The organism is Paraburkholderia sp. HP33-1, from assembly GCF_021390595.1.
Classification (GTDB): domain Bacteria; phylum Pseudomonadota; class Gammaproteobacteria; order Burkholderiales; family Burkholderiaceae; genus Paraburkholderia.
The window spans coordinates 1256506-1280171 of the sequence record NZ_JAJEJR010000001.1 but is presented as its reverse complement, the minus strand read 5'-3'; the positions used below and the strand labels follow the sequence as shown (position 1 = coordinate 1280171).

Annotated in this window: 23 protein-coding genes; 4 read left to right on the top strand and 19 right to left on the bottom strand. The window is 64.2% G+C overall.

Annotated features, from left to right (window positions below; all coding sequences use genetic code 11):
* Window positions 1-23 precede the first annotated feature (23 nt).
* From L0U81_RS05810 to L0U81_RS05745, 14 genes are all read right to left on the bottom strand, one after another.
* On the bottom strand, window positions 24-818 hold the full coding sequence (locus L0U81_RS05810) for an ABC transporter substrate-binding protein (RefSeq protein ID WP_233800754.1): 795 nt from the start codon (window positions 816-818) through the stop codon (window positions 24-26).
* A 146-nt stretch (window positions 819-964) separates the two neighbouring features.
* Window positions 965-2047: a succinylglutamate desuccinylase gene (gene astE / locus L0U81_RS05805; protein ID WP_233800752.1), complete on the bottom strand. Its 1083-nt coding sequence runs from the start codon at window positions 2045-2047 to the stop codon at window positions 965-967.
* Complete coding sequence (astB, locus tag L0U81_RS05800) at window positions 2031-3371, bottom strand: N-succinylarginine dihydrolase (protein WP_233804231.1); 1341 nt, start codon at window positions 3369-3371, stop codon at window positions 2031-2033. Before astB ends, astE begins: the two co-directional genes overlap by 17 nt.
* A gap of 12 nt (window positions 3372-3383) precedes the next feature.
* A complete protein-coding gene (gene astD / locus L0U81_RS05795) occupies window positions 3384-4847 on the bottom strand; it encodes a succinylglutamate-semialdehyde dehydrogenase (protein ID WP_233800750.1) in 1464 nt (487 codons plus the stop codon).
* Between the two features lie 2 nt (window positions 4848-4849).
* Window positions 4850-5884 (bottom strand): arginine N-succinyltransferase, encoded by a 1035-nt coding sequence (gene astA / locus L0U81_RS05790; RefSeq protein WP_233800748.1) that lies wholly within the window; start codon window positions 5882-5884, stop codon window positions 4850-4852.
* Entirely contained in the window at window positions 5881-6933 is a 1053-nt protein-coding gene (gene aruF / locus L0U81_RS05785) for an arginine/ornithine succinyltransferase subunit alpha (protein ID WP_233804230.1), read from the bottom strand. Before aruF ends, astA begins: the two co-directional genes overlap by 4 nt.
* 67 nt (window positions 6934-7000) lie before the next feature.
* Window positions 7001-8236, bottom strand: a complete 1236-nt coding sequence (locus L0U81_RS05780) for an aspartate aminotransferase family protein (RefSeq protein WP_233800746.1) — start codon at window positions 8234-8236, stop codon at window positions 7001-7003.
* Window positions 8237-8408: 172 nt separating this feature from the next.
* Window positions 8409-9452 (bottom strand): GlxA family transcriptional regulator, encoded by a 1044-nt coding sequence (locus tag L0U81_RS05775; protein WP_233800744.1) that lies wholly within the window; start codon window positions 9450-9452, stop codon window positions 8409-8411.
* Between the two features lie 49 nt (window positions 9453-9501).
* Window positions 9502-10293 carry an ABC transporter ATP-binding protein gene (locus L0U81_RS05770; RefSeq protein ID WP_184044229.1) on the bottom strand — a complete coding sequence of 264 codons (792 nt, stop codon included), beginning with the start codon at window positions 10291-10293 and terminating at the stop codon, window positions 9502-9504.
* A gap of 92 nt (window positions 10294-10385) precedes the next feature.
* Window positions 10386-11099 (bottom strand): ABC transporter permease, encoded by a 714-nt coding sequence (locus L0U81_RS05765; protein ID WP_233800742.1) that lies wholly within the window; start codon window positions 11097-11099, stop codon window positions 10386-10388.
* 5 nt (window positions 11100-11104) lie between these two features.
* The gene (locus tag L0U81_RS05760) at window positions 11105-11794 is read right to left on the bottom strand and encodes an ABC transporter permease (protein WP_233800740.1); all 690 of its coding nucleotides are present in this window, start codon (window positions 11792-11794) and stop codon (window positions 11105-11107) included.
* A gap of 304 nt (window positions 11795-12098) precedes the next feature.
* A complete protein-coding gene (locus L0U81_RS05755; protein ID WP_233800738.1) occupies window positions 12099-13052 on the bottom strand; it encodes a patatin-like phospholipase family protein in 954 nt (317 codons plus the stop codon).
* Window positions 13053-13100: 48 nt separating this feature from the next.
* Window positions 13101-13652: an outer membrane protein assembly factor BamE domain-containing protein gene (gene bamE / locus L0U81_RS05750; protein WP_233800736.1), complete on the bottom strand. Its 552-nt coding sequence runs from the start codon at window positions 13650-13652 to the stop codon at window positions 13101-13103.
* A 501-nt stretch (window positions 13653-14153) separates the two neighbouring features.
* Window positions 14154-15755, bottom strand: a complete 1602-nt coding sequence (locus tag L0U81_RS05745; RefSeq protein ID WP_233800734.1) for a rhodanese-related sulfurtransferase — start codon at window positions 15753-15755, stop codon at window positions 14154-14156.
* A gap of 317 nt (window positions 15756-16072) precedes the next feature.
* Between L0U81_RS05745 and L0U81_RS05740 the strand changes: the two genes are divergently transcribed.
* Window positions 16073-17068: an LLM class flavin-dependent oxidoreductase gene (locus L0U81_RS05740; protein WP_233800732.1), complete on the top strand. Its 996-nt coding sequence runs from the start codon at window positions 16073-16075 to the stop codon at window positions 17066-17068.
* Window positions 17069-17226: 158 nt separating this feature from the next.
* Here the strand turns inward: L0U81_RS05740 and L0U81_RS05735 are convergent, their stop codons facing one another.
* Together L0U81_RS05735 and L0U81_RS05730 are read right to left on the bottom strand one after the other, a co-directional pair.
* Window positions 17227-17655: a YciI family protein gene (locus L0U81_RS05735; protein WP_233800730.1), complete on the bottom strand. Its 429-nt coding sequence runs from the start codon at window positions 17653-17655 to the stop codon at window positions 17227-17229.
* 497 nt (window positions 17656-18152) lie between these two features.
* A complete protein-coding gene (locus L0U81_RS05730) occupies window positions 18153-18893 on the bottom strand; it encodes an SDR family NAD(P)-dependent oxidoreductase (RefSeq protein WP_233800728.1) in 741 nt (246 codons plus the stop codon).
* A gap of 745 nt (window positions 18894-19638) precedes the next feature.
* On the opposite strand from L0U81_RS05730, the gene L0U81_RS05725 reads away from it, so the two are divergent.
* Window positions 19639-19818 carry a hypothetical protein gene (locus L0U81_RS05725; protein WP_233800727.1) on the top strand — a complete coding sequence of 60 codons (180 nt, stop codon included), beginning with the start codon at window positions 19639-19641 and terminating at the stop codon, window positions 19816-19818.
* 7 nt (window positions 19819-19825) lie between these two features.
* Here the strand turns inward: L0U81_RS05725 and L0U81_RS05720 are convergent, their stop codons facing one another.
* Window positions 19826-20128 (bottom strand): hypothetical protein, encoded by a 303-nt coding sequence (locus L0U81_RS05720; protein ID WP_233800725.1) that lies wholly within the window; start codon window positions 20126-20128, stop codon window positions 19826-19828.
* Here L0U81_RS05720 and L0U81_RS05715 point away from each other — a divergent pair.
* A complete protein-coding gene (locus L0U81_RS05715; RefSeq protein ID WP_233800723.1) occupies window positions 20127-20330 on the top strand; it encodes a hypothetical protein in 204 nt (67 codons plus the stop codon). The genes L0U81_RS05720 and L0U81_RS05715 overlap by 2 nt on opposite strands.
* 21 nt (window positions 20331-20351) lie before the next feature.
* Here L0U81_RS05715 and L0U81_RS05710 read toward each other — a convergent pair whose 3' ends face one another.
* Window positions 20352-21608 (bottom strand): MFS transporter, encoded by a 1257-nt coding sequence (locus tag L0U81_RS05710; protein WP_233800721.1) that lies wholly within the window; start codon window positions 21606-21608, stop codon window positions 20352-20354.
* Window positions 21609-21703: 95 nt separating this feature from the next.
* On the opposite strand from L0U81_RS05710, the gene L0U81_RS05705 reads away from it, so the two are divergent.
* Window positions 21704-22651: a LysR family transcriptional regulator gene (locus tag L0U81_RS05705; protein WP_233800719.1), complete on the top strand. Its 948-nt coding sequence runs from the start codon at window positions 21704-21706 to the stop codon at window positions 22649-22651.
* Here L0U81_RS05705 and L0U81_RS05700 read toward each other — a convergent pair.
* Window positions 22629-23561, bottom strand: a complete 933-nt coding sequence (locus L0U81_RS05700; RefSeq protein ID WP_233800717.1) for a LysR family transcriptional regulator — start codon at window positions 23559-23561, stop codon at window positions 22629-22631. The genes L0U81_RS05705 and L0U81_RS05700 overlap by 23 nt on opposite strands.
* Window positions 23562-23666: the final 105 nt, after the last annotated feature.

The window sequence follows — 23666 nt, the reverse complement described above, 5'->3', positions numbered from 1 at the left end:
CGTTCTGTCAGTCGATCACCGTTTTACTTCAGGACGACTTTCACGTCGAAGTACTTCGCGGCGAGGCGGTCGATCGTGCCATCCGCCTTCAGCTCCTTCAACGCGCCGTTCAGTGCATCCTTGAGCGCCTTGTCGTTCTTGCGCACGCCGTAGCCGACACCCGCGCCGAGCAGCTTCTCATCGCTGACGGCCGGACCGGCGAACTCGAAGCCCGCGCCCTGCGGCTTCTTCAGAAAGCCCTTCGATGCCGCTTCGGCATCCTGGAACGACGCATCGAGACGGCCCGACGTGAGGTCCGCGTAGACCTGGTCCTGCGTCTGATACGAGACGACGTCGACACCAGCCGGCGCCCAGCGCGCCTTCGCATACGTCTCCTGGATCGTGCCCTGCAGCACGCCGACGTGCTTGCCCTTCAGCGACGCGGCCGTCGGCTGCAGACCGCTGCCCTTCTTCGCGATCATCTGATTCGGGATCGTGTAGATCGGATCGGTGAAGTCGATCGCCTGGCGACGCTGGTCGGTGATCGTCATGTCCGAGTTGATCGCGCTGAACTTGCGCGCTTCGAGCGCCGGGATCAGGCCGTCGAACGAGTTTTCGACCCACACGCATTTTGCCTTCAGCTTCGCGCACACGGCATTGCCGACGTCGATGTCGAAGCCCTGCAGTTCGCCAGCCGGCGACTTCGATTCGAACGGCGCATACGACGCCTCGACGCCGAAGCGCACTTCCTTGATCTCAGCCGCCGACGCGGTGCCTGCCGTCAGCGCTGCCGTCGCGAACAGCGCGAGCGCGGCCATGTTGGGCCAATTCATCTTCATTACGGGTGTTCCTCTGCGGTGTTGACTAAAACGGAGCCGGATCGGCACGCACAGGCGGCTTACGCCCGTCGCGCTTCGGACTCGCGCGGCCGGCGTAATCGGTAGGTGCGACAGCCGCGGCGCCCGCGATTGTACACGCAGCCTGTCTAGACAAGATTGGACAGCGTTTCGGCCGTGGTATCGACGACAAGGAGACCCGCTCGCAGGCCGGGCTTGACCGTCGGGTTCGGAAACACGATGCGCTCTTCATCGCGCCGCACGGTGTACTGATAGTCGCCGTCGCGCGCGAGCAAGGTGCCCCTGGCGAGCGGCGTGAAGTTCGGCACGTCGGATGCGAGCAGCAACTCGAATGCGTCGCTTTGCTTGGTGAGCTGATCGACGACCGTGAAGACGCGCGGCAGAGTGGCTTCACCGTCGGCTGGCGCGTTGATTCGCGAGCCCACCCGCGTGCCGGCCAGCAGCGCGCGCACCGCGAGATCCGCGCCCTCGAAGCGCGTCAGGTCGTTCTCACCGAACGGCCGCACCTTGCCGAGTTCGAGCGTGCACGCATCGGCGCCGCAGGCTTGCGCGGTGAAGTGGGAATACGTGTTGCCCTTCGTCGTGTGCAGCAGCACCGCGCTGATGCGCGCGTCGCCGAGCCATTCGAACATCGCGCGCGAAAAGGGTTTGCCGGTATGCGGCAGCAGCGCGAAGCGCTCGAACACCGACGCGCGGATCGCCGTATGCATGTCAATATGCCAGCGCGCACCGGGCGCCTCGGACGAGTGCGCGAAAAAGCGCGTGGCGGCCCGTTCGAGCGCGGCCGCGCGCGGCGCCTCGTGACTGTGCGGCAGTTGCAGATGACGACCGCTGAACAGCCGGTTCAGATCGTCGTCACGATAGCGGCCGCCGTCGCGCATCGCATCGATGTTGCCGAAAATCACGAGCAGCCGGCACGCGAGCGCGGCGCGGCCCTGCGCGATATCGGCAACGATGCGCGACAACAGTTCGATCGGTGCGGTTTCGTCGCCATGCACGCCAGCCGAGACGAGCACGCTGCGGGGGTTCGCGTGCTCGTGCGCGGGCTCGATGACCAGCACACCGTCGTCCTGCCAGGTCCAGCGCACGCCATTCGCGCACGTGCCTTGCGCTTCATGCGCGGCAGGCTGCGAACCCGCCAGAGTGAAGGCGAGAAAATCGTCGAGCATCGCGCTCGGGGCCGGCATCGCGTGCTCAGCGCTGGAAGTCATACAGCGAGCCCAGAGCGAGGATTTGCGTCAGCTCATCGAGCGCGGTACGCGATTCGACCAGCAGCTGCGGATCGCTCAGGTCAGTCGGCGCGAGACGATCGCGGTAGTGTTTTTCGATCCATGCATCAAGACGGCCGAACAGTGCATCGTTGATCCACACACCCGACGCGACCGCCGCTCGCTCGGCATCATCGAGCACGACGCGCAGACGCAGGCATGCGGGGCCCCCGCCGTTCTTCATGCTCTCGCGCAGATCGAACACGAGCACCTCGTCGATCGGACCGCTGTGCGAAGTCAGCTCATCCAGATACGCGGCCACGCGCGGATTTTCGCGGCACTCCTGCGGCACCACCAGCACCTGCTTGCCGTCCGGGCGCGTCAGCAGCTGGCTGTTGAACAGATACGACGACACCGCATCGGCGACGCTGACCTGCGCGTCGGGCACTTCGATCACGTTGAAGTCCGAGTGCAGGCTCGCGAGCTTCGAGCGCAGCTCGTCGTACACCGCGCTCTGCTCGACGAACGCGAGCTGATGGCAGAACAGCGTGTTGCGATTGCCGACCGCGATCACGTCGTTATGGAACACGCCCGCGTCGATCACTTCCGGATTCTGCTGCGCGTACACGGTCGCCGCTTCCTGCAAGCCATGACGATGCGCGACCGCGCGGCTCGCCTCGAACGTCTGGCGCGCCGGATAGCGCTTCGGTTCCGGCCCGCGACGATACTCGCTGCGGCCATACACGAAGAATTCGACACCGCGCGCCTTGTATTGCGCACAAAAGCGCGTGTGATTCGCCGCGCCCTCGTCGCCGAGCGCGGGCGTGCCGGGCAGCGCTTCGTGCACGACGAAGCGGTCGGTGTCGCTGAACATCGCGCGCAGCGTGCGGCGCGTCGACTCATGCTCGATCGCGCGATGCAGCTTGCTGCACAGATTGGCTGGCGTGAAATGCACGCGGCCGTCGTGCGTATCCGCGGACGGGCTCACGGTCGCCGCGTTTGCAGTCCACATCGCCGAGGCCGAACTCGCGGCCGCGAGCAACTCGGGCGCATTCTTCGCGACACGCGCGATCACCGAAGCGTCGTCGCCGGAAAAACCGAGCTCGCGCAACAGGCGCATCGACGGACGTTCCTGCGGCGGCAGCACGCCCTGATGAAACCCGAGGTCGGCAAGCTGCTTCATCTTGCGCAGACCCTGGCGCGCGGCGGCCTTCGGATTCGCGACCGACTTCTCGTTGTTCTGCGACGCGACGTTGCCGAACGACAGGCCCGCGTAGTTGTGAGTCGGGCCGACCAGGCCGTCGAAATTGGCTTCAGTGGCTTGCAGCATCGTCGATCCTCAGAATTGAAGGCCCGGCGAGACGCTCGCGGGCATGTTCAGTTGCGCGCTTTCGACGGAGGCCATCGGGTACGCACAGTAGTCGGCCGCATAGTACGCGCTCGGCCGATGATTGCCCGAGCGGCCCGGGCCGCCGAACGGCGCGCCCGAGGAAGCGCCATTGGTCGGCCGGTTCCAGTTGACGATGCCCGCGCGAATGGTGCGCTGGAAATGCGTCCAAAGCGCTTCGTCGTCGGCCAGCAGTCCCGCCGAGAGACCGAACTCCGTATCGTTCGCCTGTTCGAGCGCGTCGTCGAAGCTGCGGTAGCGGATGATCTGCGCGAGCGGGCCGAAGTGCTCCTCGTCGGGCAAGTCCTTCACGTCGGTCACATCGAGAATCGCGGGCGTGACGAAGCCGAGCTGCGGATCGCGCTGCTCCATCTTCAGCAGCGCCTTCGCGCCGCTCGCGAGCAGACGCTCCTGCGCGCTCATCAGACGCGAGGCCGCGCGCGCCGACACCACGGCGCCCATGAACGGCTGCGGATCGGCGTTGTATTCGCCGACGCCGATGCGCGCGGTCACTTCCGTCAGGCGCGCGAGGAAACGCTCGCCGAACGCATCGTCGGGCACGAAGATGCGACGCGCGCACGTGCAACGCTGCCCCGCCGACAGAAACGCCGATTGAATGGTGTGGTGCACGGCGGCGTCGAGGTCCGCGACCGGGGCGATCACGAGCGGATTGTTGCCGCCCATCTCGAGCGCGAGCACGATCTCCGGCCGGCCACCGAACTGTTTGTGCAGCAATGTTCCGGTGTCCGAACTGCCGGTGAAAAACAAACCGTCGATCTGCCGGTGATTCGCGAGGGCGATGCCGGTGTCCTTCTCGCCCTGCACGAGATTCAGCACGCCGGCGGGCAGCCCCGCATCGCGCCAGATCTGCACCGTGAGCGCCGCCACGCCAGGCGCGAGTTCGGACGGCTTGAACACGACCGCGTTACCGGCGATCAGCGCGGGCACGATATGTCCGTTCGGCAGATGACCCGGGAAGTTGTACGGCCCGAACACCGCGACCACGCCATGCGGACGGTGCCGCAGCACCGCGGTGCCGTCGGCCATCGCCGAGCGCTTTTCGCCGGTGCGTTCGTTGTAGGACTGGATCGAGATTTCAACCTTTGCGGCCATCGACGTCGCTTCGGTGCGCGCTTCCCACAGCGGCTTGCCGGTCTCGCGGCCGATCGCTTCGGCGAGCGCTTCCTTGCGCTCGGTCACGAGCGCGGCGAAGCGACGCGCCACCGCGCAGCGCTCGTCGAGCGTCAGCGCCGACCATGTGGCGAATGCGCGGCGCGCGCTACGTACCGCGCGATCGACGTCGTCCGCCGACGCGCTGTTGCCTTGCCACACCACCGCGCCCGTGCCGGGATTGTGCGATGCGAATTCGGGTCCTGTACCGGCGGCCCATTCGCCGTCGATGAAAAGCTCGCTCATGATCATCCTTGTTTGTGTTTCAACGGCAGCACCCGCAGCGGATCGCCGGCTTTCACGTTGAGCCCGGCAGCCTCGGCGGCGCTCAGGCGGAACACGCCTTCCTGCGGCACGCCCGCCACGACACCGACACGAAAATCGCCGAGCGACGTGTTCGATACCATCGACTTCGGTCCATCCTGCGGCGCGGCTTCGGTCTCGCCAATCTCGACCGCCGCCAGCACGCTCTCACGCACCGTGCGGAGGTCGGCGATATGGCATTCAAGCACCGGACCCGCGTCGAAAATATCGACGTGATTCTCGTAGCGCAGCCCTTCGGCTTCGAGCATGCGACGCGCCGGGATCGTGTCGTTATGGGTGAGGCCGACGCAGCGCTGCGCCTCTTCCGGCAACAGCTCGAGGTAGACCGGATAGCGCGGCATCAGCTCGGCGAGAAACGCCTTGCGGCCGTGCGAGCTCAGATAGTCGGCCGCGTTGAAATCGATCTGATAAAAATGCGAGCCGACCGCGCGCCAGAACGGCGAGGTGCCCTGCTCGTCGAAATGGCCGCGCAGCTCCGCGCACAAACGCTGCGGAAAACGCTCGCGAAACTGGGCGAGAAACATGAACCGCGAACGCGACAGCAACCCGCCGACGCCGCTCGTGCGATAACGCGGGCTCAGGAACAGCGAGCACACTTCCGCATAACCGGTGAGGTCGTGCGAGATGTTCAGCGCGTGCATGCGCGTCCAGATGCCGAGATCCTGGCTCGCGTGCACGACCGTGCTCACGCGATAGTTGTAGAACGGCTGCTGCAGACCCACCGCCGTTTCGATACCGCAGACCCCGGCCACGTCGCCGGTCGCGGTGTCTTCCATCACGAAGAAATAGCCCGCCTCATGCGGCTCGGCCTTGTCTTCCATCGTGCGGCGCGCGCGTTCGACCCGCGCCGCGAGCGCATCGCGATCCGGCTTGAAGGTAGTCAGGCCCGGCCCGGTTTCCTGTGCGAGCCGCATCAGCGCATCCACATCGCTTCGTTGTACGACGCGAACGACGATCATTGCGCTTCTCCCGATTGTTTATCCTGCGGCTGATGCAGCGGCACGCAGCGCACCGCATCGCCTTCCCGTACGCCGAGCGCGGCGCGCGCCGCCTGCGACAACACGGCGCCTGACTCCTTGCCGGGCGCGAGATCGCCGAGCACGCAACGGAATTCGCGGCCGGCGCCGTTGTGCGCGATCAGGTAGGTTTCGCCGTGCGTCGCAGGCGCCTCGCGCACGACGCGCGTTTCGTTGTGCTTCACACTGACACTGCGATCCACCTGCGCGGTCAGTACCGGACCCGCGTCGAAGATGTCGACGTAGCGATCGGTCTCGAAGCCTTCCTCGATATGAATCTCGTACGCGAGCAGCGCGTTCGCGTCCGGCTCGCCGAGCACGCGCTGCGCCGCTTCGGGCAACAGCGGCACATACACGGGATACGTCGGCATCACTTCGGCGATGAACGTGCGGCTGCGGCCACCCGATTCGATTTCGATGTCGGCGAAATTGCGCCCGAAGAACTTGCGCCCCACCGCTTCCCAGAACGGCGACACGCCGTTTTCGTCGGTGACGCCGAGCAGCAGCGAGAACACCTCGGGCGTGAAGCGCTTGCGATTCGCGGCGATGTACATCATGCGTGCGCGCGACATCAATTGCGCGGCCGCGTCGCCGCGCAGCGACGGGTCGATGTAGTAGCCCGCGAGCCGGCTCTTGCCGGTCAGCTCGTGCGACATCGTCAGCGCGTGAATCTTGCGATTCACGTGCAGCTCGCGCGACGCATGAATCAGCGCGTCGTTGCGAAACACGTAGAACGGGTCCGCGTAACCGGCCGCCGCGACGATGCTCGCGGTGCCCATCAGCTTGCCGCTCGCCGAGTCTTCGAGCACGAACAGATAGAACTCCTCGCCCGGAAAATCGACTTCCGCGCGAAACGAGTCTTCCGACAACGCGACACGCGCTTCGAGCGCGCGCCGGTCGTGCGGCAGGGAATGCAGCACCGGTTGTGCGGTGCGCGCCATATGCTCGAGCGCATCGAGATCGGCGAGGCGGCCTGGACGTACGAAGAGCATCATCGTTCCTGTTGAATGTGACGCATGATCCGCTGCATCAGCGTGAGCGTGCGGGTCTGCCTGAACATCAATGCGACGCCGCCTGCGCTTTTGCGCCGACGAGTTCGCCGAACGCCTTCTCGAGACGCGCGAAGCCTTCGGCCATGTCGTCGAGCGGAATGATCAGCGACGGCACGAAGCGCAGCACGTCCGGACCCGCCATCAGCATGATCACGCCGTGCTGGCCGGCCGCGGTGACGAAGTCCTTCGCGCGGCCCCTGAAGCTGTCGCTCAGTTCGGCGCCGATCAGGAGGCCCTTGCCGCGCACTTCGGTGAAGAGCCCGAAGCGCTCGTTCAGTTTCGCGAGGTGGCCCTTCAGCGTTTCGCTGCGCGAGCGCACGCCTTCGAGTACCTTCGGGTCGCTGACGAGTTCGACCACTTTTTCGGCGATCGCCGAGCCGAGCGGATTGCCGCCGTACGTCGTGCCGTGCACGCCGACCTTGAAGTGCGCGGCGAATTCGTTGGTGGTCAGCATCGCGCCGATCGGGAAGCCGTTGCCGAGCGCCTTCGCGGTGGTCAGGATGTCCGGTGTCACGCCGGTGTCCTGGTACGCATAGAAATAGCCGCTGCGGCCCACGCCGGTTTGCACTTCGTCGAAAATCAGCAGCGCGTTGTGCTGGTCGCACGCTTCGCGCAGCGCTTTCAGGAACGCCGGATCGGCCGGGATCACGCCGCCCTCGCCCTGGATCGGCTCGACGATCACCGCGCAGGTCTGTGCGCCGATCGCCTTCTTCGCCGCCTCGATGTCGTTGTACGGCAGATGCGTGATGCCGGCCGGCACCGGGCCGAAGCCTTCGGAGTACTTCGGCTGGCCACCGACGCTGACCGTAAACAGCGTGCGGCCGTGGAACGACTGCGTGAACGAAATGATTTCGGCCTTCTGCTCACCATAACGGTCGACCGCGACGCGGCGCGCGAGTTTCAGCGCGGCCTCGTTCGCTTCGGCGCCCGAGTTGGCGAAGAACGCGCGGTCGGCGAAAGTGAGGTTTTCGAGGCGCCTCGCGAGGCGCAACACCGGCTCGTTCGTGTAGCCATTACCGATGTGCCACAGCTTGCTGCCCTGCTCATGCAGCACCTTCAGCAGTTCCGGATGCCCGTGACCGAGTGCGGTGACGGCGATGCCGCCGGCGAAGTCGATATAGTCGCGGCCTTGCGTGTCCCACACGCGCGAGCCGAGACCGCGATCCGGTACGAAGGGGGCGGGAGCAAACACCGGCACCATGACTTCGTCGAAGGTCTGGCGTGTCACAGTCAGGTCGTTCATGGCAAATCCTCTTACGGGTGACAGGTAATACAGCTAGTGTAGGAAACCGCGCGCGGCAAGTCTTGCGCATACGCGACGCTTTCTATGAGGTTCCGGGTTTTGTGTCGCGCAAGTGTCGCGTGCGTGTCAGGTTTGCTTTCAGGTAGCTTCCGGTGGGCGCCCGCGCTTCGCGTCATTCCACTTCGGGCCGCTCGATCAGCGCGGCCGGCCGCGGTTCGCTCGCGCCGCCGTGCGCGCCGGTCTGCCGGTCGATCCAGTTGCGGCGATCCTCGCGCGGCGTGACGCCGAAGCGCTCGCGATACGCATTCGAAAAGTGCGCCGCCGACGAAAACCCGCACGCGAGGCTGATCTGCACGACCGATTTGCTGGTGCGCTGCAATTGCGTGCGGGCCTTCGACAGCCGCAGCCCCAGATAGTATTTGGACGGCATCGAGCCGAGATACTGGCGAAACAGGCGCTCCAGTTGCCGCCGCGAGACGCCGACGAGGCCGGCGATTTCATCGGTGGTCAGCGGGTCCTCGATGTTCGCTTCCATCAGCAGCAACGCGTCGTTCAGGCGCGGATGACGCTCGCCCGGCGCGGTCACGAACGGAATGCGCTGACGCTCCTCGCCCGCGCGCAGTACGCCGACGCCGAGCGTATCGGCGATACGCTCGGCGAGTTCGGGCCCGTGCTCGCGGCCGATCATCGCGAGCATGAAATCGACGGTCGCCTGACCGCCCGCGCAGGTCGCGCGATCGCGATCGATTTCGAAGATCTGCTGCGTGACGATCGAGCGTTCGAATTGTTCGGAGAACTGCTGATACGTTTCCCAGTTCACGCTCACGCGATAGCCGGACAGCTGCCCCGCCATCGCGAGCCACCACACGCCGTGATGAATGCCCGTGACGAGCGGCGTGCGCTGGCCGACCCGCGCGAGGCTCGCGAGAAACAGCCGGTAGTCGGCGAACTGCTGGAACCGCTCGCTGACGATGATCAGCCAGTCGCACGCGATCGCGTCGCCGAACGCGGCATCGGCCGGCCATTGCGCGCCGCCCGACAGAGGCACCGCGCGGCCGTCCCACGAACACACCTGCACGCGATACAGCGCCCGGCCGTCGATTTCATTGGCGAGATTGAGCGCGTCGACGATCGGCCCGACGCCCGACATCGACACGGGCGGCAAGGCGACGATCGCGACCTGCGTCGTGCGAGCCGGGCTGGACGTGCGGGCCATCGGTTGCGGAGGATGTGAAGGAAGAGCTAACGAGCGAGCGGGCCGCGCGTTACTTCAGGCTGCCGGACAGGAACTGCTTCAGGCGCTCGCTGCGCGGCGCGCTGAGCACCTCGGCGGGATTGCCCTCTTCCTCGGTGCGGCCCTGATGCAGGAACATCACATGGTTCGACACGTTGCGCGCGAAACCCATTTCGTGCGTGACGACGATCATTGTGCGGCCTTCCTCGGCAAGCTTCTGCATCACTTTCAGCACTTCGCCGACGAGTTCCGGGTCGAGCGCGGACGTCGGTTCGTCGAACAGCATCACGTCCGGGTCCATCGCGAGTGCGCGCGCAATCGCGACGCGCTGCTGCTGGCCACCCGACAGATGCGACGGATACTGCTTCTCGAGACGCGGCGCGAGACCGACCTTCTCCAGATACTCGCGCGCGCGGTCCTCGGCTTCCTTGCGCTTCAGACCGAGCACATGAATCGGCGCTTCGATCACGTTCTCCAGCACGTTCATATGCGCCCATAGATTGAAGTGCTGGAACACCATCGCGAGCTTCGTGCGGATGCGCTGCAGTTGCTTGTGATCGGCGACTTCGAGATTGCCGGCGCGATCGGTTTTCGTCTTGACCGCTTCACCATCGACGATGATCTGTCCGGCGTTCGGCCGCTCGAGAAAATTGATGCAACGCAAGAAGGTGCTCTTGCCCGAGCCGCTCGCGCCGATGATGCTGATCACGTCGCCCTTGTTCGCGTTGAGCGACACGCCCTTGAGCACTTCGTTGTCGCCGTAGCGCTTGTGGATGTCCTGTACGGCGAGCTTGCAGGCTTCGGTTTGAGTGGTATGGAGCAAGATGCTCTCCCAGTGAAAAATGCGGATCAGTCTGGTGCGGACGCCGCCGTGCCGAAGCGCACGGCGCCCGATACGATATTTTCAACGCGCGCTCAATGCGTGCGCACCGCGAGATGGGCGAGCCAGCGGCGCTCGGCACGCCTGAACAGCGCGACCAGCGCGAACGACACCACGAGATAAAGCAGCGCCGCGAGCCCGAACGCGTTGAACGACTGGTAGGTCGCCGAGTTCGCGTCGCGCGCGACCTTCAGGATATCGGGCACAGTGGCCGTGAACGCGACCGTCGTCGCGTGCAGCATCAGGATCACTTCGTTACTGTACAACGGCAGCGCGCGGCGCAGCGCGGACGGTATCACAATGCGCCGGTACATCGTGAACCAGCTCATGCCGTAAGCGCGCGCCGCCTCGACTTCGCCGTGCGAGGTCGAGCGGATCGCGCCCGCGAAAATCTCGGTCGTGTACGCGCAGGTGTTCAGCGCGAATGCGAGGATCGCGCAGTGAAAACCGCTGCGAAAAAATGCGTCAAGCAGGCTGTGCGAGCGCACGAACGCGAGACTGTACACGCCGGTGTAGATCAACAGCAGTTGCACGTAGAGCGGCGTGCCGCGAAATACATAGGTGTACAAACGCACTGGCGTGGAGAGCCAGCGCTTGTTCGACACGCGCGCGACCGCGAGCGGCACCGCGCACACGAAGCCGATCGCAATCGACGCGACCAGCAGCCACAGCGTGACCGCGAGACCCGACAGGCGCTGCCCGTCCCAGAACAGGTACGCCTGCCAGAATTGATTGAGGATATCGATCATGACGCTCAGAGCTCCGCGTGTCGCACGCCGATCGAATAGCGGCGGTTCAGCCAGATCAGCGCGACGTTCGATACGGTGGTGATCGCCAGATAGATCAGCGCGGCGACGAGGATGAAGAAGAACATGTTGTAGGTGCTCTTGCCCGCGTCCTGCGCTGCCTTCACGACGTCGGCGAGACCGATGATCGAGACGAGCGCGGTGGCCTTCACGAGCACCTGCCAGTTGTTGCCGATGCCGGGCAGCGCGAAACGCATCATCTGCGGGAACAGGATGCGCGTGAACACGCGCACGCCGCTCATGCCGTATGCGCTGCCCGCTTCGAGCTGGCCGCGCGGCACCGCGAGAAACGCGCCACGGAAAGTTTCGGTGAAGTACGCGCCGTAGATGAAGCCGAGCGTCAGCACGCCGGCCACGAACGGATCGATGTCGAACTGCGGTAAATCGAGCGCGTCGGTAACATCGTTGACCGCCATCTGGATGCTGTAGAACAGCAACAGCATCAGCACCAGATCGGGCACCGAGCGGATCAGCGTCGTGTAGCCGGTCGCAATGGCCCGCAAGGGCCGGTTGAACGAGAGTTTCGCCGCCGCGCCCACGAGGCCGAGCAACACAGCGGCCGCCAGCGACAGAACGGACAGCTCGATCGTCTGGATCGTGCCGGCGAGCAGCACCGGACCAAAGCCGTATAGGAACACGCGTGTCTCCATCCAGGATTATTGAAATCGCGCGGATGGCGGCGGCTTCGTGGGCTGCGCGCTACTCCGGCATGGCGCGGAGTCTCGCAAGCGAAAATCAATTTCTCAAATGCCGGGCGGCTTGCTTGCTGCAGCGCACCATGACGCGCCGAAGCTCGTTGGAGCGCTCGTAGCGCTTGGTTTCACTAGGGTTATCGTTTTGTCAGGTGTGCCGGGCGCGCTCGGCCGTGCCGCGATTTCACAAGTTTCGGGTCGCTTTTTCGATAGGCTGCGGCGACCCGACAGCGCGTGCTCGCGCTCACGCTCACTCAAGCGCGAGCCGCGCGCGAATCGCCGGCAGCATATGCTCGACCGCCGCGCGCCCTTCCTCGATGGCCGGCGCCGCGCGGTGAAAATCGAAGATGCCCATGCCGCCGAGACGCGGCTGGATCAGGATATCGGCCGGCTCGCCGGCGAGCCGGCTGCGCGTGATGCGCACCTGCATGATGTCGATGCTTTGCGCGATCGAGCTCAACATCGACGGCACCTGCGCGCTCGGCTTCGGCGGCACGCGCACGTCGTCGGTGACGCTCGCTTCGGCTGGCGCGAGCCAGCGCGGCCACGGCTTGCCGTTGCGGCGCAGCGCGACGGGCGGCGGCGCGGTGGGATCGAGCGCGGGCGTTTCGACGACCGCGCCGCCGAAGTCGCGGCCGTTCAGGATGTCGTTGTTCAGATCGATCGCGATCACGCAGTCCGCGCGCATGCCGCGCGCGACCGACACCGGCACCGGGTTGCTGAGTCCGCCGTCGACTAGCCACACGCCGTTGTGCCACACCGGCGTGAAGATCCCGGGAATGGCAATCGACGCGCGCACCGAGTCGATCGTGCTGCCGTCCTGCAGCCAGATTTCGCGGCCCGTGTCGAGCTCGGTTGCGACCGCGGCGAATGGTATGTCCAGTTGCGCGATGGAGCGGCCATCGAATTTGTCGGCGAACAGCTGGATCACCTTGCGCCCGCCAAGCAGTCCGCCCGAGATGCGCAGATCGAGCAGCCGCACCACGGTCTGCCACGTGAGCTGCGACACCCACTCCTCCAGCCAGTCGAGATCGCCGTTCGCATAGACCGCGCCGACCAGCGCGCCGATCGACGTGCCGCACACCACGTCGGGCTTGATGCCCGCGTCCTGCAGCGCGCGAATCGCACCGATATGCGCCCAACCGCGCGCGGCGCCGCCTCCCAACACCAGCCCGATCCGGCTGTATCGACGTCGACGTATCATGCTTCCCCCGCTTTGTCGGTCCTCATTGTGGCCGGGATTTCCCTCCGGCTATCGCCCCCGTATCACGTCCGAGCGCGACGTGGTGTACACCCTCTGGTCCCGGTCGAAGTGAACGTTGAAGATGCCCTCTTCAGTCACGCCGCCTTCTCGCCACTTCCAGCTCCACACGGTCTCCGGCTTCAGCGGAAACACCGCGATCTGTCCGGGCTTGCCAAGCAGGCGCCGCACTTCGTCCTCGGTCATGCCGAGGCGGATCTTCGCGAAGTTGGCCGCGGTCAGCACCTGCGTGATCGCCTGCAGCTTGCCGTCGCGATCGATGTCGACCATGTACGTGTTCAGGCCTTGCGGGCCGCGCGGATATTCGAAGCGTTTCGAGCCGTCGGTGAAGGTGCGCGCAGTTTCGGGCTTACCCATCTGCGAGAGGATTTGCGCTTCGGTCGTGACGCCCGGCGTCATGTCCTTGAGCAGCAACGCGTCCGGTTTGATCGCGTTGAAAAAGTCCTTGAGTTTTTGCACGGCCTGATCGCTCTGCTGTTGGTCGCAGCCGGTCAGCGCGAAGCACGCTATCAGCAGCATGACACCCAGCGGTTTGAGGTTCACGTCGGTTCCTGTCCGGATGCGCGCGGGATCTGCCGCCCCAGTGCATTGCCGGTCTGTAGTGTTTGCTACAAGCATAACCGTGCGCGGAAAAAACCGCGAGCGACGCAGGCAATGCGAGTGCGGCTGCGCACGCAAGGTGTCGCGCGCAGCGCGAAAAAGTCGACTGGGAATGGGCACGCCAGAAGCAAAAAGGCGACGCTGTACACAGCGTCGCCAGCTCGGTCGATTGCGATCAACCGGAAGTGACGGCGGCCCACTGGCCGCCTTGCGCGAAGCACCGCGGACGACGCGCAGCGGTCCGCTCCAGACGAAGCGATGAGCAACCTTGGCTGCTCACCTTGCGCCATCGCCGAATGACAAACCGCTGCCGTTTATTGGCCGCCCTGGTCCCTCGATAAGCCTTCCTGATGTCATTAATCTAAACGTATTGGAGGCTTTCGACGAGAGCGCGTTTACACCGAATCGGCAGAGGATTCTCGCGGCCGCCGGCCATCCGGCCCGTCATATCACCCGAAAGCCGTGCGTGCCGTCGCGCGCGAGTTGCGCGACGAGCCCATGCTCCCACTCCAGATACGCGCTCATTTCTTCGCGTGCGTTGTCGGTACCTTCATACGGCCGTTGATAACGGTCGATGCGCGGCGACGCCATTCGCGTGCCGCCCGACTCCATCGGCAAGCCCGCGTCGATCCACGCAATCGTGCCGCCGCGCAACACCTGCACCGGCCGCCCGGTCGCCGCGGCGAGCTCCGGCGCGACGAAGCGCGCGAGCACGCTGGTGTCGCACGTGAGCACATAGCGCTTCGCGTCAGGTAGTGTGCGCAGCGCGTCAGCGAGCTGGCTGCGAATCACGAACCAGGCGCCCGGAATGTGCCGCTTCAGGTAGTTCGTGCTGCTCGTGAAGTCGAGCACCACGGTACCCGGCGACTGCAGCAGCGCGGCGAGCCCGGCCGGCTCGATCTCGTCGACGTCGGGTGGCGTGACCGCATTACGCACGGGCGGCGTCATGCCCTTCTCGGCGAAATCGGCCGCCGTGAGGCCATCGACCACGTACACCTCGACGTTCATCTGCGCGAGCCACGAGGCGGTCATGTTCGCGCGCACGCCGTCGTTGTCCGCGAGGATCACGCGCGCGCCGCGCACCGGCACGAACAGGTCGGTCTCCTGCACGAGCTGGCCACCCGGCGCACTGCGAAAACCAGGCACGTGGCCCGCCTCGTACTCCTCAGGCATGCGCACGTCGAAGCGATACACAGTGCGCACCGCTTCGTCGGCCCAGCGACGCGCTTCGTCGCGCGAGGTGCGGCGCACACGCGCACGATCGGCGACCGTGCGCGCGCCCTCGGCGGCGGCGAGTCGGGAGACGTCGTCGACCGCGCCTTCGACGCGCCGCGCGCCGCCATGCGCGAGCGGCTGACCGGCGAGCGTCCAGCCCATCGTGCCGTTGCGCAGCGCGGCGACCGGATTCGGCACACCCGCGTTGATCAGCGACTGCGCGCCGATGATGCTGCGCGTGCGTCCCGCACAATTGACGATGATGCGCGTAGCCGGATCCGGCGCGAGCTGCCGCGCGCGCAGCACCAGTTCCGCGCCCGGCACGCTGATACTGCCGGGGATGTTCATGGTCTGAAACTCGTCGAAGCGGCGCGCGTCGAGCACCACGACATCGGCGTCGCGATCGAGCAGCGCCTGCACCTGCTGCGCGGACAGCGATGGCGTATGACGCACGCTGTCGACCAGTTCGCCGAATGCCTTGCTCGGCACGTTGACGTCCCTGAACAGCTCGCCGCCCGCTTCGCGCCAGCCTTGCAGGCCGCCTTCGAGCAACGCGACATGGGTGTAGCCGAGCGCGGTCAGGCGCTCGGCCGCGCGCCTCGCGAGGCCCTCGCCGGCATCGAACACGACGATCGGCACCGCCCGCCGCGGCAGCCGCGCTGGCGCGTCGAGCTCGAGCCGCGACAGTGGCAGATTGGCGGCGAACAACGGATGACTGCGCGCGTGCGGATCTTCCTCACGCACGTCGAGGAGTGCGATCTCCTCGCGGGCGAGCAATGCGTGGCACACGTCTTGGAATGATCGGGTATGAAACTCTTTGACGACATTCATGGGATCGGGAACTCCTTCGCTTTCATTCCAGATTTCCGGTAACGGCTCGCGTCACCGTGTCGATAATTCAACCGTACTCTCGAATGCGGATCGGCGCACGGTCACTCGCTGGATTGCTTATACCCGCGCAAGGCGAATGCGAAACACCGCCGCGCGAACACGCCAGCAAGTGCAATTTCCGCGCCACGAATCATCGCCTCGCGCTCCCCACAGACCCTTCGGCCGATATGGACATCGCCGCGCCGCCAGCAGAAAAGCCGCCGCTTTGCCACAATGCCCCATCGCGCGAAAGCGCCGCCCACTGCAATCAACACACAATGATCCCCTTCTCGGTTCTCGATCTTTCACCGGTCACCGCGGGCGCCACGCCAGCGGACGCGTTCAGGAACACACTGTCACTCGCGCAGCACGCGGAAAGGTTGAACTACAAGCGCTACTGGCTCGCCGAGCATCACAATATGACTGGCATCGCGAGCGCGGCGACCTCCGTCGTGATCGGCTACGTGGCAGGCGGCACGAAGACGATTCGCGTCGGCTCCGGCGGCATCATGCTGCCGAACCATGCGCCGCTCGTGATCGCCGAACAGTTCGGCACGCTCGCGTCGCTGTATCCGGGGCGGATCGATCTCGGCCTCGGCCGCGCGCCCGGTACCGATCAGACCACCGCCCGCGCGCTGCGCCGCGATCTGCAGGCGAGCGCCGAAACCTTCCCCGACGACGTCGTCGAGCTGCAACGTTATTTCGCGGAACCGGTCGCGGGCCAGCGTATTCGCGCGGTGCCGGGCGCGGGCCTGCAGGTGCCGCTGTGGCTGCTCGGCTCGTCGCTTTACAGCGCGCAACTGGCCGCGGCGCTCGGGCTGCCGTTCGCGTTCGCGTCGCACTTCGCGCCCGATTACATGATGAGCGCGCTGCAGGTGTATCGCTCGCAGTTCCGGCCGTCCGCGACGCTAGCGAAACCCTATGCGATGGTCGGCGTCAATCTGTTCGCCGCCGACACGAACGACGAAGCCGCACGTCTTTTCACCTCGCTGCAGCAGCAGTTCATCAATCTGCGGCGCGGCACGCCGGGGCAATTGCAGCCGCCGGTCGAGCGGCTCGACGCATCGGAGATGGAGCTGAATAACGTCGCACGCGCGCTCGCCTGCACGGTGCTCGGCGATCGCGACGCGATCCGCGAAGGTCTGCAATCGATCATCGAGCAGACTGGCGCGAACGAGTTGATGCTGACCGCGCAGATTTACGATCACGAAGCGCGGCTGCGCTCGTTCGAGATCGGCGCGCAGGTGCGCGATGAATTGATGGCGGGCAAATAGGCGATTAGCGAATCGACCGGCCGGCACGGCAACGCACAAAAAGAGGGCGGCTCATGGTGAGCCGCCCTCCTCTTTTGCACCGATCTGCACCAGGCCGAACGCACCGGCCCGGCATCTCACACCAACCGCGCCCTCGGCAGACTGACGGCGATGAAAAGTCAGCGCGTCTGCCCGTCAATCTGCTGTCGTAGCCGCTTTTCCTCCTCTTGAAGCTCAGGAGTAAAGGCCTCACCAAAGTCCGCAGGCTCAAAGAAAGGCCGAATCTCGATCTCTGAATCACTCACCATCGGATTCGGGCAACGCTTGACCCATTCAATCGCTTCGTCCATCGATTGAACTTGCCAGAGCCAATACCCGGCGATCAATTCCTTGACCTCGGCAAACGGGCCGTCGACGACGGTACGGTTCTTCCCTGAAAACCTCACGCGTACGCCTGCCGAACTCGGCTTCAGCCCGTCGCCGCCTTGCATGATCCCAGCCTTCACGAGTTCTTCGTTATATTTGCCCATCGCCGCGATGAGTTCCATGCCTGGCATTTGCCCAGCCTCGGATTCGGGGGTTGCCTTGATGATGACCATTACACGCATTCGGGTTTCTCCTTTGTAGACGTTATTGTTTGGAGGCAAAGGCGCCTCCTGTGACTACGACGAATGATCGTCGGAGAAATCGACGTGCGCAAATGAAGATTTCGCGGTAAGCGGCTCAACGGCGGCTAACTGAGCGCGCCGGTCATCGACGCCGGCTTTTCACGGGCAGCCGTTCGGTGCGGATTCAGCAGTTGGTGCAATAGTTTGGGTTCATCGAAGATTTTCGGGAAAAGGCGCTTACCGACCCGATATAGATAGTCCGTTCCGCTTTCGTTGATACTTGTTGCACAGGCAGCTTGCTGCCAGCCGATTCGGCCGGCCGTAAGCTCAACGGAACCCAAAGACGTCCACCTGGAACACGCAGTTTCCAACACCTCGGGCTGTTGTCGCCTCGGCCGTGTGCGTGGTGGGACCATGGCGGTCGAAGGCCACTTTCCGTGCCCGTTGACAACGAAAGTCCCATTTTTCCGCCTCATCGCCGAGAGTCAATCCTAACGCTAGGCATTCGTGCCGCCGTCGATCGTAAGATTCGCTCCGGTGATGTACGCTGCTTCGTCGCTAGCAATAAAAGCAACAATTGACGCAATTTCATCGACCTGCCCGTATCTCTTGAGCGCGGTCATCGCCAATTGAGGGGTTGCCCAATCACCCGCCGCAGGGTTGAGATCCGTGTCGATTGGGCCAGGTTGAATATTGTTGACCGTGATACCTCGTTCGCCAACTTCTCGTGATAGGCCCTGCGTGAACATCCGTATGGCCGCCTTCGTCGCGGAATAGGGGACCAGGCCCGGAGTCACCATTCGCTCTCCCACGCACGAGCCAATATTGATGATGCGGCCGCCGGCCTTCAGATGCTTGAGGGCTGCTTGCGTTGTCAGAAACACGCCCCGAATATTAAGGTTGATGACGTGATCCAATTCCTCCAGAGTCGTCTCTTCGAAGGGTTTTGGAATCGCCGTCCCTGCATTATTGACCAGAATGTCCAGGCCATCGAATGCGGCAATCGTCTGCTGCACCGCATGGTTGATTGCTTCCGGCTTCGCTGCATCTGCCTGGATCGCAATCGCTTGTCCGCCCGCGCTTTGTATGGCTTTGACTACGTTGTCAGCCGCATCGCTGCCCTTGGAGAAAGTAATCGCCACGCGCGCGCCGTCTGCGGCCAATCTCTTGGCAATGGCAGCGCCGATGCCCCTTGACCCGCCCGTCACAAGGGCAACCTTATTACTTAGCTTAGTCATGAGAACTCCATGTTTTCGTTTAGTCGAACGGTCCGCTTCAGCTTTCTAGCTGACAAAGCGCGCTGGGCGGAGATGTCGAATCGACACCGGCTCCATTGCTTGGAACACCGCTACAAAGTAGAAACACTCAAAGTGTCACGTAAATGGAAGACATGGCCGACGAAGCGCTTGTCGTTGAAGGCATATCCAACAGACGAGGCGTTCTCGTATTGGTCGTGTTCTCCTGGCGAGGACAGACAAAGTCTCCATCGTGCTGATCTTGCAGACGCCAACCTCTTTCAAGCCACGTTATTTATAGGCGGTTGAAGGGTTGTGGACTGTCTTTCCTTACGGCGCATGTTTGGCGTCCAACATTTCTTGGTGATCAGGCAGCAATCGCCCTGATCGCCTTGCCGCAGGTGCAGCCGAGGCGCGCGGATGCGTACCGGAGCGACGGATCAACGTGCGTCCGCAAAGTGATGCGCGCCGTTATAGCGGGTTCCCGTACAAGTGCAATGCAAGAGATCAGGATATACGAGCGTTGAAATACTGATCGCCCGATACTTCCGGGAAACGACAACCGATATCGCGGCCCGCCTGTAGAAGCCGTTTCTGGCTGTATCAACCAACAAGACCGCCCACGAGCGGTTTTCTTTTGCGTGACCGCGACAACCAACCGCACCAATTAACTCAACTCGCCGGGAGTTGACGGAGTCGGCCACGGTCCAACGAATGAAGGGCAAACGAAAGAAAGAAGGAGCAGGCCATGAAACCCGAACACGAGCGGTACGAGCACGCGCCGTATTACGAGCTGGAGAAACCCGCAGAACCTGCCGGAGCCTATCGGCCCGCCCATCCCTACGCGGATATGACGAAGGAGGACGTGGAGGCCGCAATGGGCTTGTATGGCTTGTTCAACGTGCGGAAAGTGCGCGACACGCACTAGAAGTGGCTTAGGCCGCGCCAGTAAGGGGAACGACATGAAAGCCGCCATCTACATCGTGACACTCTTTCCCGTGCTTGTGATCGTTGCGATGAACATCCGTCAGGCGTGGGCTCGCCACGCGCTTATCGGGCACGCCAAAGGAACTTGACATGCACACGACGAAAGCCGACTTTTCGCAGCCCTTACGACCGGAGCCGAGGGACGCAAATGCGCGCCGCTTGACGATGCAATGAGGCGAGTGCTCGAAGCGGGCGTAATCGACGGCGAGGAACACGCCAGGTTTTACGACGACCTGTAAGGGGTTAATCATGTTCGCACCTATCGAGGCACGCCTTGCCTTGGCCGAAAAAGCCGCTCGCGCTGCCCTACTGTGGAAATACCGCGCGGATGTAGTGGTGATGCGGCGCGGCAACCCGGAGGCACTGGCGGAATTCCGCGCCGCGCACGCCGCATGGCGCGAAGCGGAGCGTGAGCTTAAGGCCGCCGAAGCCGACTTCGAAGCCGTACGCTAGAGGTGACGCCGTCCACGTCTTCTAAGCTGCGCCGCCTAACCCGACCACGAATGCAAGGCCTGTGAAAACGAAGCCCACCGCGCATACACCGCTCCAGTCCGCCCACGCCCACATCGCGCCTGACAACACCGCGCCGAGTGCTCCGCCTACAAAAAACACGCCGACGAATAACCCGTTCAGTCTGCCGCGCGCTGCCGGATTGATCAGGTTGATCGCGCGGCGGCCCAGCGTCTGATCGGTGACGACGCCGGCGTCGAGCGCAGCGACTCCGGCCGCCAGCATCGCGATAGCCAGCCGCGGATGCGCGCTCGCTGAAAACCCGCCCCATCCGGCGCCCGCGACACCGATTACGACGAGCGCAAGGAGCATCGTCACGTGCCCGACAAACAATGTTCGCCGGCCCGAGCCGCGATCGCCCGCGCGTCCCGCGAGCGGCGTGACGATCGCGCCCGCTGCGCCGGTCAGCGCGAACAGCGCAATGCCGTTCATTCCGAAACTGAACGGCGGCTGTACAAGCCGCAGCCCGATAGCGGTCCAGAATGCGCTGAACGCGCCCATCACCAGCGCGGCCGAGGCGGCACTGCGTTGCAGCACGCGTTCGTCGCGCAGCAGCGTCCAGAGGGAGCGCAGTAACGTCGAATAGCGTGTCGAAACTGACGGGACGCGCGCCGGCAACTGCACGCGAATCACGACGGCAAGCAGAGCGTCGATCCCCGCGGCAAGTCCATAGAACGCGCGCCAGCCGATCGTTCCGGCGATCAGACTGGCGGCAGGTCGCGACAACACGATGCCAAGCATCACGCCGCTCATCACATTGCCGACTGCGCGTCCGCGGTGACTATCCGGCGCCATCGACGCAGCCATCGGCACCAGCATCTGAATCACGCTCGATGCCGCACCGGCAGCGAATAACGCGGCCAGGAACACGCCGCGTGAACCGGTGAACATCGCGATTGCGAGGACGACGGCGCAGCACACCAGCATGCTCACGATCAGGCGGCGGTTTTCCAGCAGATCGCAAAGCGGCACGAGGAGTACCAGACCGGCCGCATAACCGAACTGCGGCAGCATCGCCGTCAATCCCGCGAACTGCGGCGCAAGATGCAGACTGCGGCTGATCGCGCCGGTCAGCGGTTGCGCGGCAAACAGGTTCATCACGATCAGGCCGACTGCGATCGCGAAGAAGGCAGTGAGCAGCGGCGTGAGGGTAGGCGCGTCAGGGCATTCGGCGCAAACGGCTGCAGTTGTGTTGGCGCGCGTTTGGGCAGAGGGATTCATCGAAATGGGCTCAGAAGACTGAATACGACCCATCGTAGCCACACGCCAAATATGCGACAATTGAAATATACGTATAGTAATTATGCGAGTTTGCTTTGAACACACGTGATCTCGAGGCGTTCGTTGCAGTCGTCGAGGGCGGCTCCATGGTGCGCGCCGCGGAACGTCTTCATCTGACGCAGCCCGGTCTGACGCGGCGTGTACAGAACCTCGAAACAACGCTTGGCGCTGAACTGCTCGATCGCCAGAGCAAACCGCTCAAGCCGACCGCCACGGGCAACGAGGTCTATGCCCTCGCCCGCTCAGTGTTGAGCGCGGTCGACGATCTCCTCTCGGTGGCCTCACCCGACAGCGATCCGTGCGGCGAGCTGAGAATGGGCATGCCGCCGTTTCTGGCTGACGTGGCGCTGGAAAAGCCGGTCGACCATTTACGCAGCGCGTTTCCGCGGCTCACCTTGCGCGTCACGGCTGGCTGGTCGCCAAGCCTCGTTCAAAGCGTTGAACGGGGGGCGCTGGATGCATCGGTGGTACTGATGCCTTCGAACTTCATACCACCCGACACGTTGCGCGCGACCGCCCTCGCGTTCCAGCCCACCGTGATCGTCGCACCGCGGTCGCTAGGCCTGCCCGACACGCCAGTCACGCTTGCCGATCTGGCCAGATACGTGTGGGTACTCAACCAGAACGGCTGCGGGATGCGCTCGACGTTGAGCCGAGCATTGGACGCGGCCGGCTTACCGTTTAACGTCGCGGTCGAAGCATTTGGTTCGGAGCTGCAACTATCGCTGGTGTCGCGCGGTCTGGGCCTCGGTGTCGCTACGCCCGACATACTGGAGCGTTCAGCTTATCGCGACGCGCTGCAGGTGATCGACGCCGTCGATTTCCGCACTGGTGCCGAGGTGTGGTTCGTGCACGGCTCGCTGCCGGGCCGGCTGATGCGGCCAGTCGAACTGCTGCGTAATTCGTTGACCGCGGTGCTTGCTGAAAGCGGCCTTGCGACGTACGGCAACAAAGGGACGTCTAAATTCCAGGGGTCAGGCTGAAACTTACGCCCTCTCGCTTCTCCCTCAGAAAGTCGATTAGCGCCCGCAGCTTCGCGGGCATCTGCGCGCGTCCCGCCGTATAAAGGTAGAAGCCCGGAAACGAAGGACACCACATTTGAAGCACCGGCACGAGCCGCCCTTCGTCCAGTTGCGCACGCACGTAATCGTCGATCACATGCAGCAAGCCGACGCCCCGTTCCGCGGCCTGCACCATCGTTCTCAGGTCGTTGGTGACCAGACGGCCTTGCGTGATCACGTCGAACACGCGCTGGGGCTCGTCCGGTCGCACGAACTCCCATCGATACACCCCGCCCGTCGCGAAGCGGTAATGCAGGCAGTCGTGCGCCACGAGGTCATCAGGCGTCGCAGGCGGAGGATGGCGCGCGAAGTAATCCGGCGACCCGACGACCGCAAGCCTTATCGGCCCGCCCAGCGCCACCGCGACCATCCCGGGCGCAAGACTCTCGCCCAGCCGGATGCCCGCATCGAACCCTTCACTCACCAGATCGGCGAAGCCGTCGTCGAGCGCGAGTTCCAGCCGGATCTGCGGATAGCGCTGCAAGAACTCACTGACATGCGGCATCACCAGCAACTCGCTCGCGATGCGCGACAGGTTGATGCGCAACGTACCCGCCGGCAGGCCGCGCGTTTCGTCCAGCGCATCGAAAGCAGCGTCGATCTCGGCAAGCGCCGGTTGCACACGCGCAAGGAATTGCGCACCGGCTTCGGTCAGGACGACGCGACGCGTCGTCCGATTGAAGAGGCGCACGCCTAGTCGCACCTCGAGCGCGCGCACGCTCTGCGAAAGAGCCGATGTCGACATGCCCGCGGCCCTCGCGGCGCGCGTGAAGCTGCCGTGTCGTGCGACCGCCGCGACGGCCAACAGCGCAGGCAAGCAGGATGCGTCCATAGCGCCTCCGTTGTGAAGCGTTGCTTCACAGTGCTTTCAGGTGAAGCCGATTTTTCCACAAAAAGAACTGGCGCACGATGAAGCCATCGCTCGCCCACCTCCAAA

Coding starts and splice junctions, on each gene's coding strand:
- L0U81_RS05720 (WP_233800725.1), bottom strand. CDS start 20,128: ATGATTAACCCCTTACAGGTCGTCGTAAAACCTGGCGTGTTCCTCGCC.
- L0U81_RS05775 (WP_233800744.1), bottom strand. CDS start 9,452: ATGGCCCGCACGTCCAGCCCGGCTCGCACGACGCAGGTCGCGATCGTC.
- L0U81_RS05710 (WP_233800721.1), bottom strand. CDS start 21,608: ATGAATCCCTCTGCCCAAACGCGCGCCAACACAACTGCAGCCGTTTGC.
- L0U81_RS05730 (WP_233800728.1), bottom strand. CDS start 18,893: ATGACTAAGCTAAGTAATAAGGTTGCCCTTGTGACGGGCGGGTCAAGG.
- L0U81_RS05700 (WP_233800717.1), bottom strand. CDS start 23,561: ATGGACGCATCCTGCTTGCCTGCGCTGTTGGCCGTCGCGGCGGTCGCA.
- astA (WP_233800748.1), bottom strand. CDS start 5,884: ATGATCGTCGTTCGCGTCGTACAACGAAGCGATGTGGATGCGCTGATG.
- L0U81_RS05735 (WP_233800730.1), bottom strand. CDS start 17,655: ATGCGTGTAATGGTCATCATCAAGGCAACCCCCGAATCCGAGGCTGGG.
- L0U81_RS05745 (WP_233800734.1), bottom strand. CDS start 15,755: ATGAATGTCGTCAAAGAGTTTCATACCCGATCATTCCAAGACGTGTGC.
- astD (WP_233800750.1), bottom strand. CDS start 4,847: ATGAGCGAGCTTTTCATCGACGGCGAATGGGCCGCCGGTACAGGACCC.
- L0U81_RS05810 (WP_233800754.1), bottom strand. CDS start 818: ATGAAGATGAATTGGCCCAACATGGCCGCGCTCGCGCTGTTCGCGACG.
- L0U81_RS05780 (WP_233800746.1), bottom strand. CDS start 8,236: ATGAACGACCTGACTGTGACACGCCAGACCTTCGACGAAGTCATGGTG.
- L0U81_RS05725 (WP_233800727.1), top strand. CDS start 19,639: ATGAAACCCGAACACGAGCGGTACGAGCACGCGCCGTATTACGAGCTG.
- L0U81_RS05740 (WP_233800732.1), top strand. CDS start 16,073: ATGATCCCCTTCTCGGTTCTCGATCTTTCACCGGTCACCGCGGGCGCC.
- L0U81_RS05755 (WP_233800738.1), bottom strand. CDS start 13,052: ATGATACGTCGACGTCGATACAGCCGGATCGGGCTGGTGTTGGGAGGC.
- L0U81_RS05715 (WP_233800723.1), top strand. CDS start 20,127: ATGTTCGCACCTATCGAGGCACGCCTTGCCTTGGCCGAAAAAGCCGCT.
- aruF (WP_233804230.1), bottom strand. CDS start 6,933: ATGCTCTTCGTACGTCCAGGCCGCCTCGCCGATCTCGATGCGCTCGAG.
- astE (WP_233800752.1), bottom strand. CDS start 2,047: ATGACTTCCAGCGCTGAGCACGCGATGCCGGCCCCGAGCGCGATGCTC.
- L0U81_RS05765 (WP_233800742.1), bottom strand. CDS start 11,099: ATGATCGATATCCTCAATCAATTCTGGCAGGCGTACCTGTTCTGGGAC.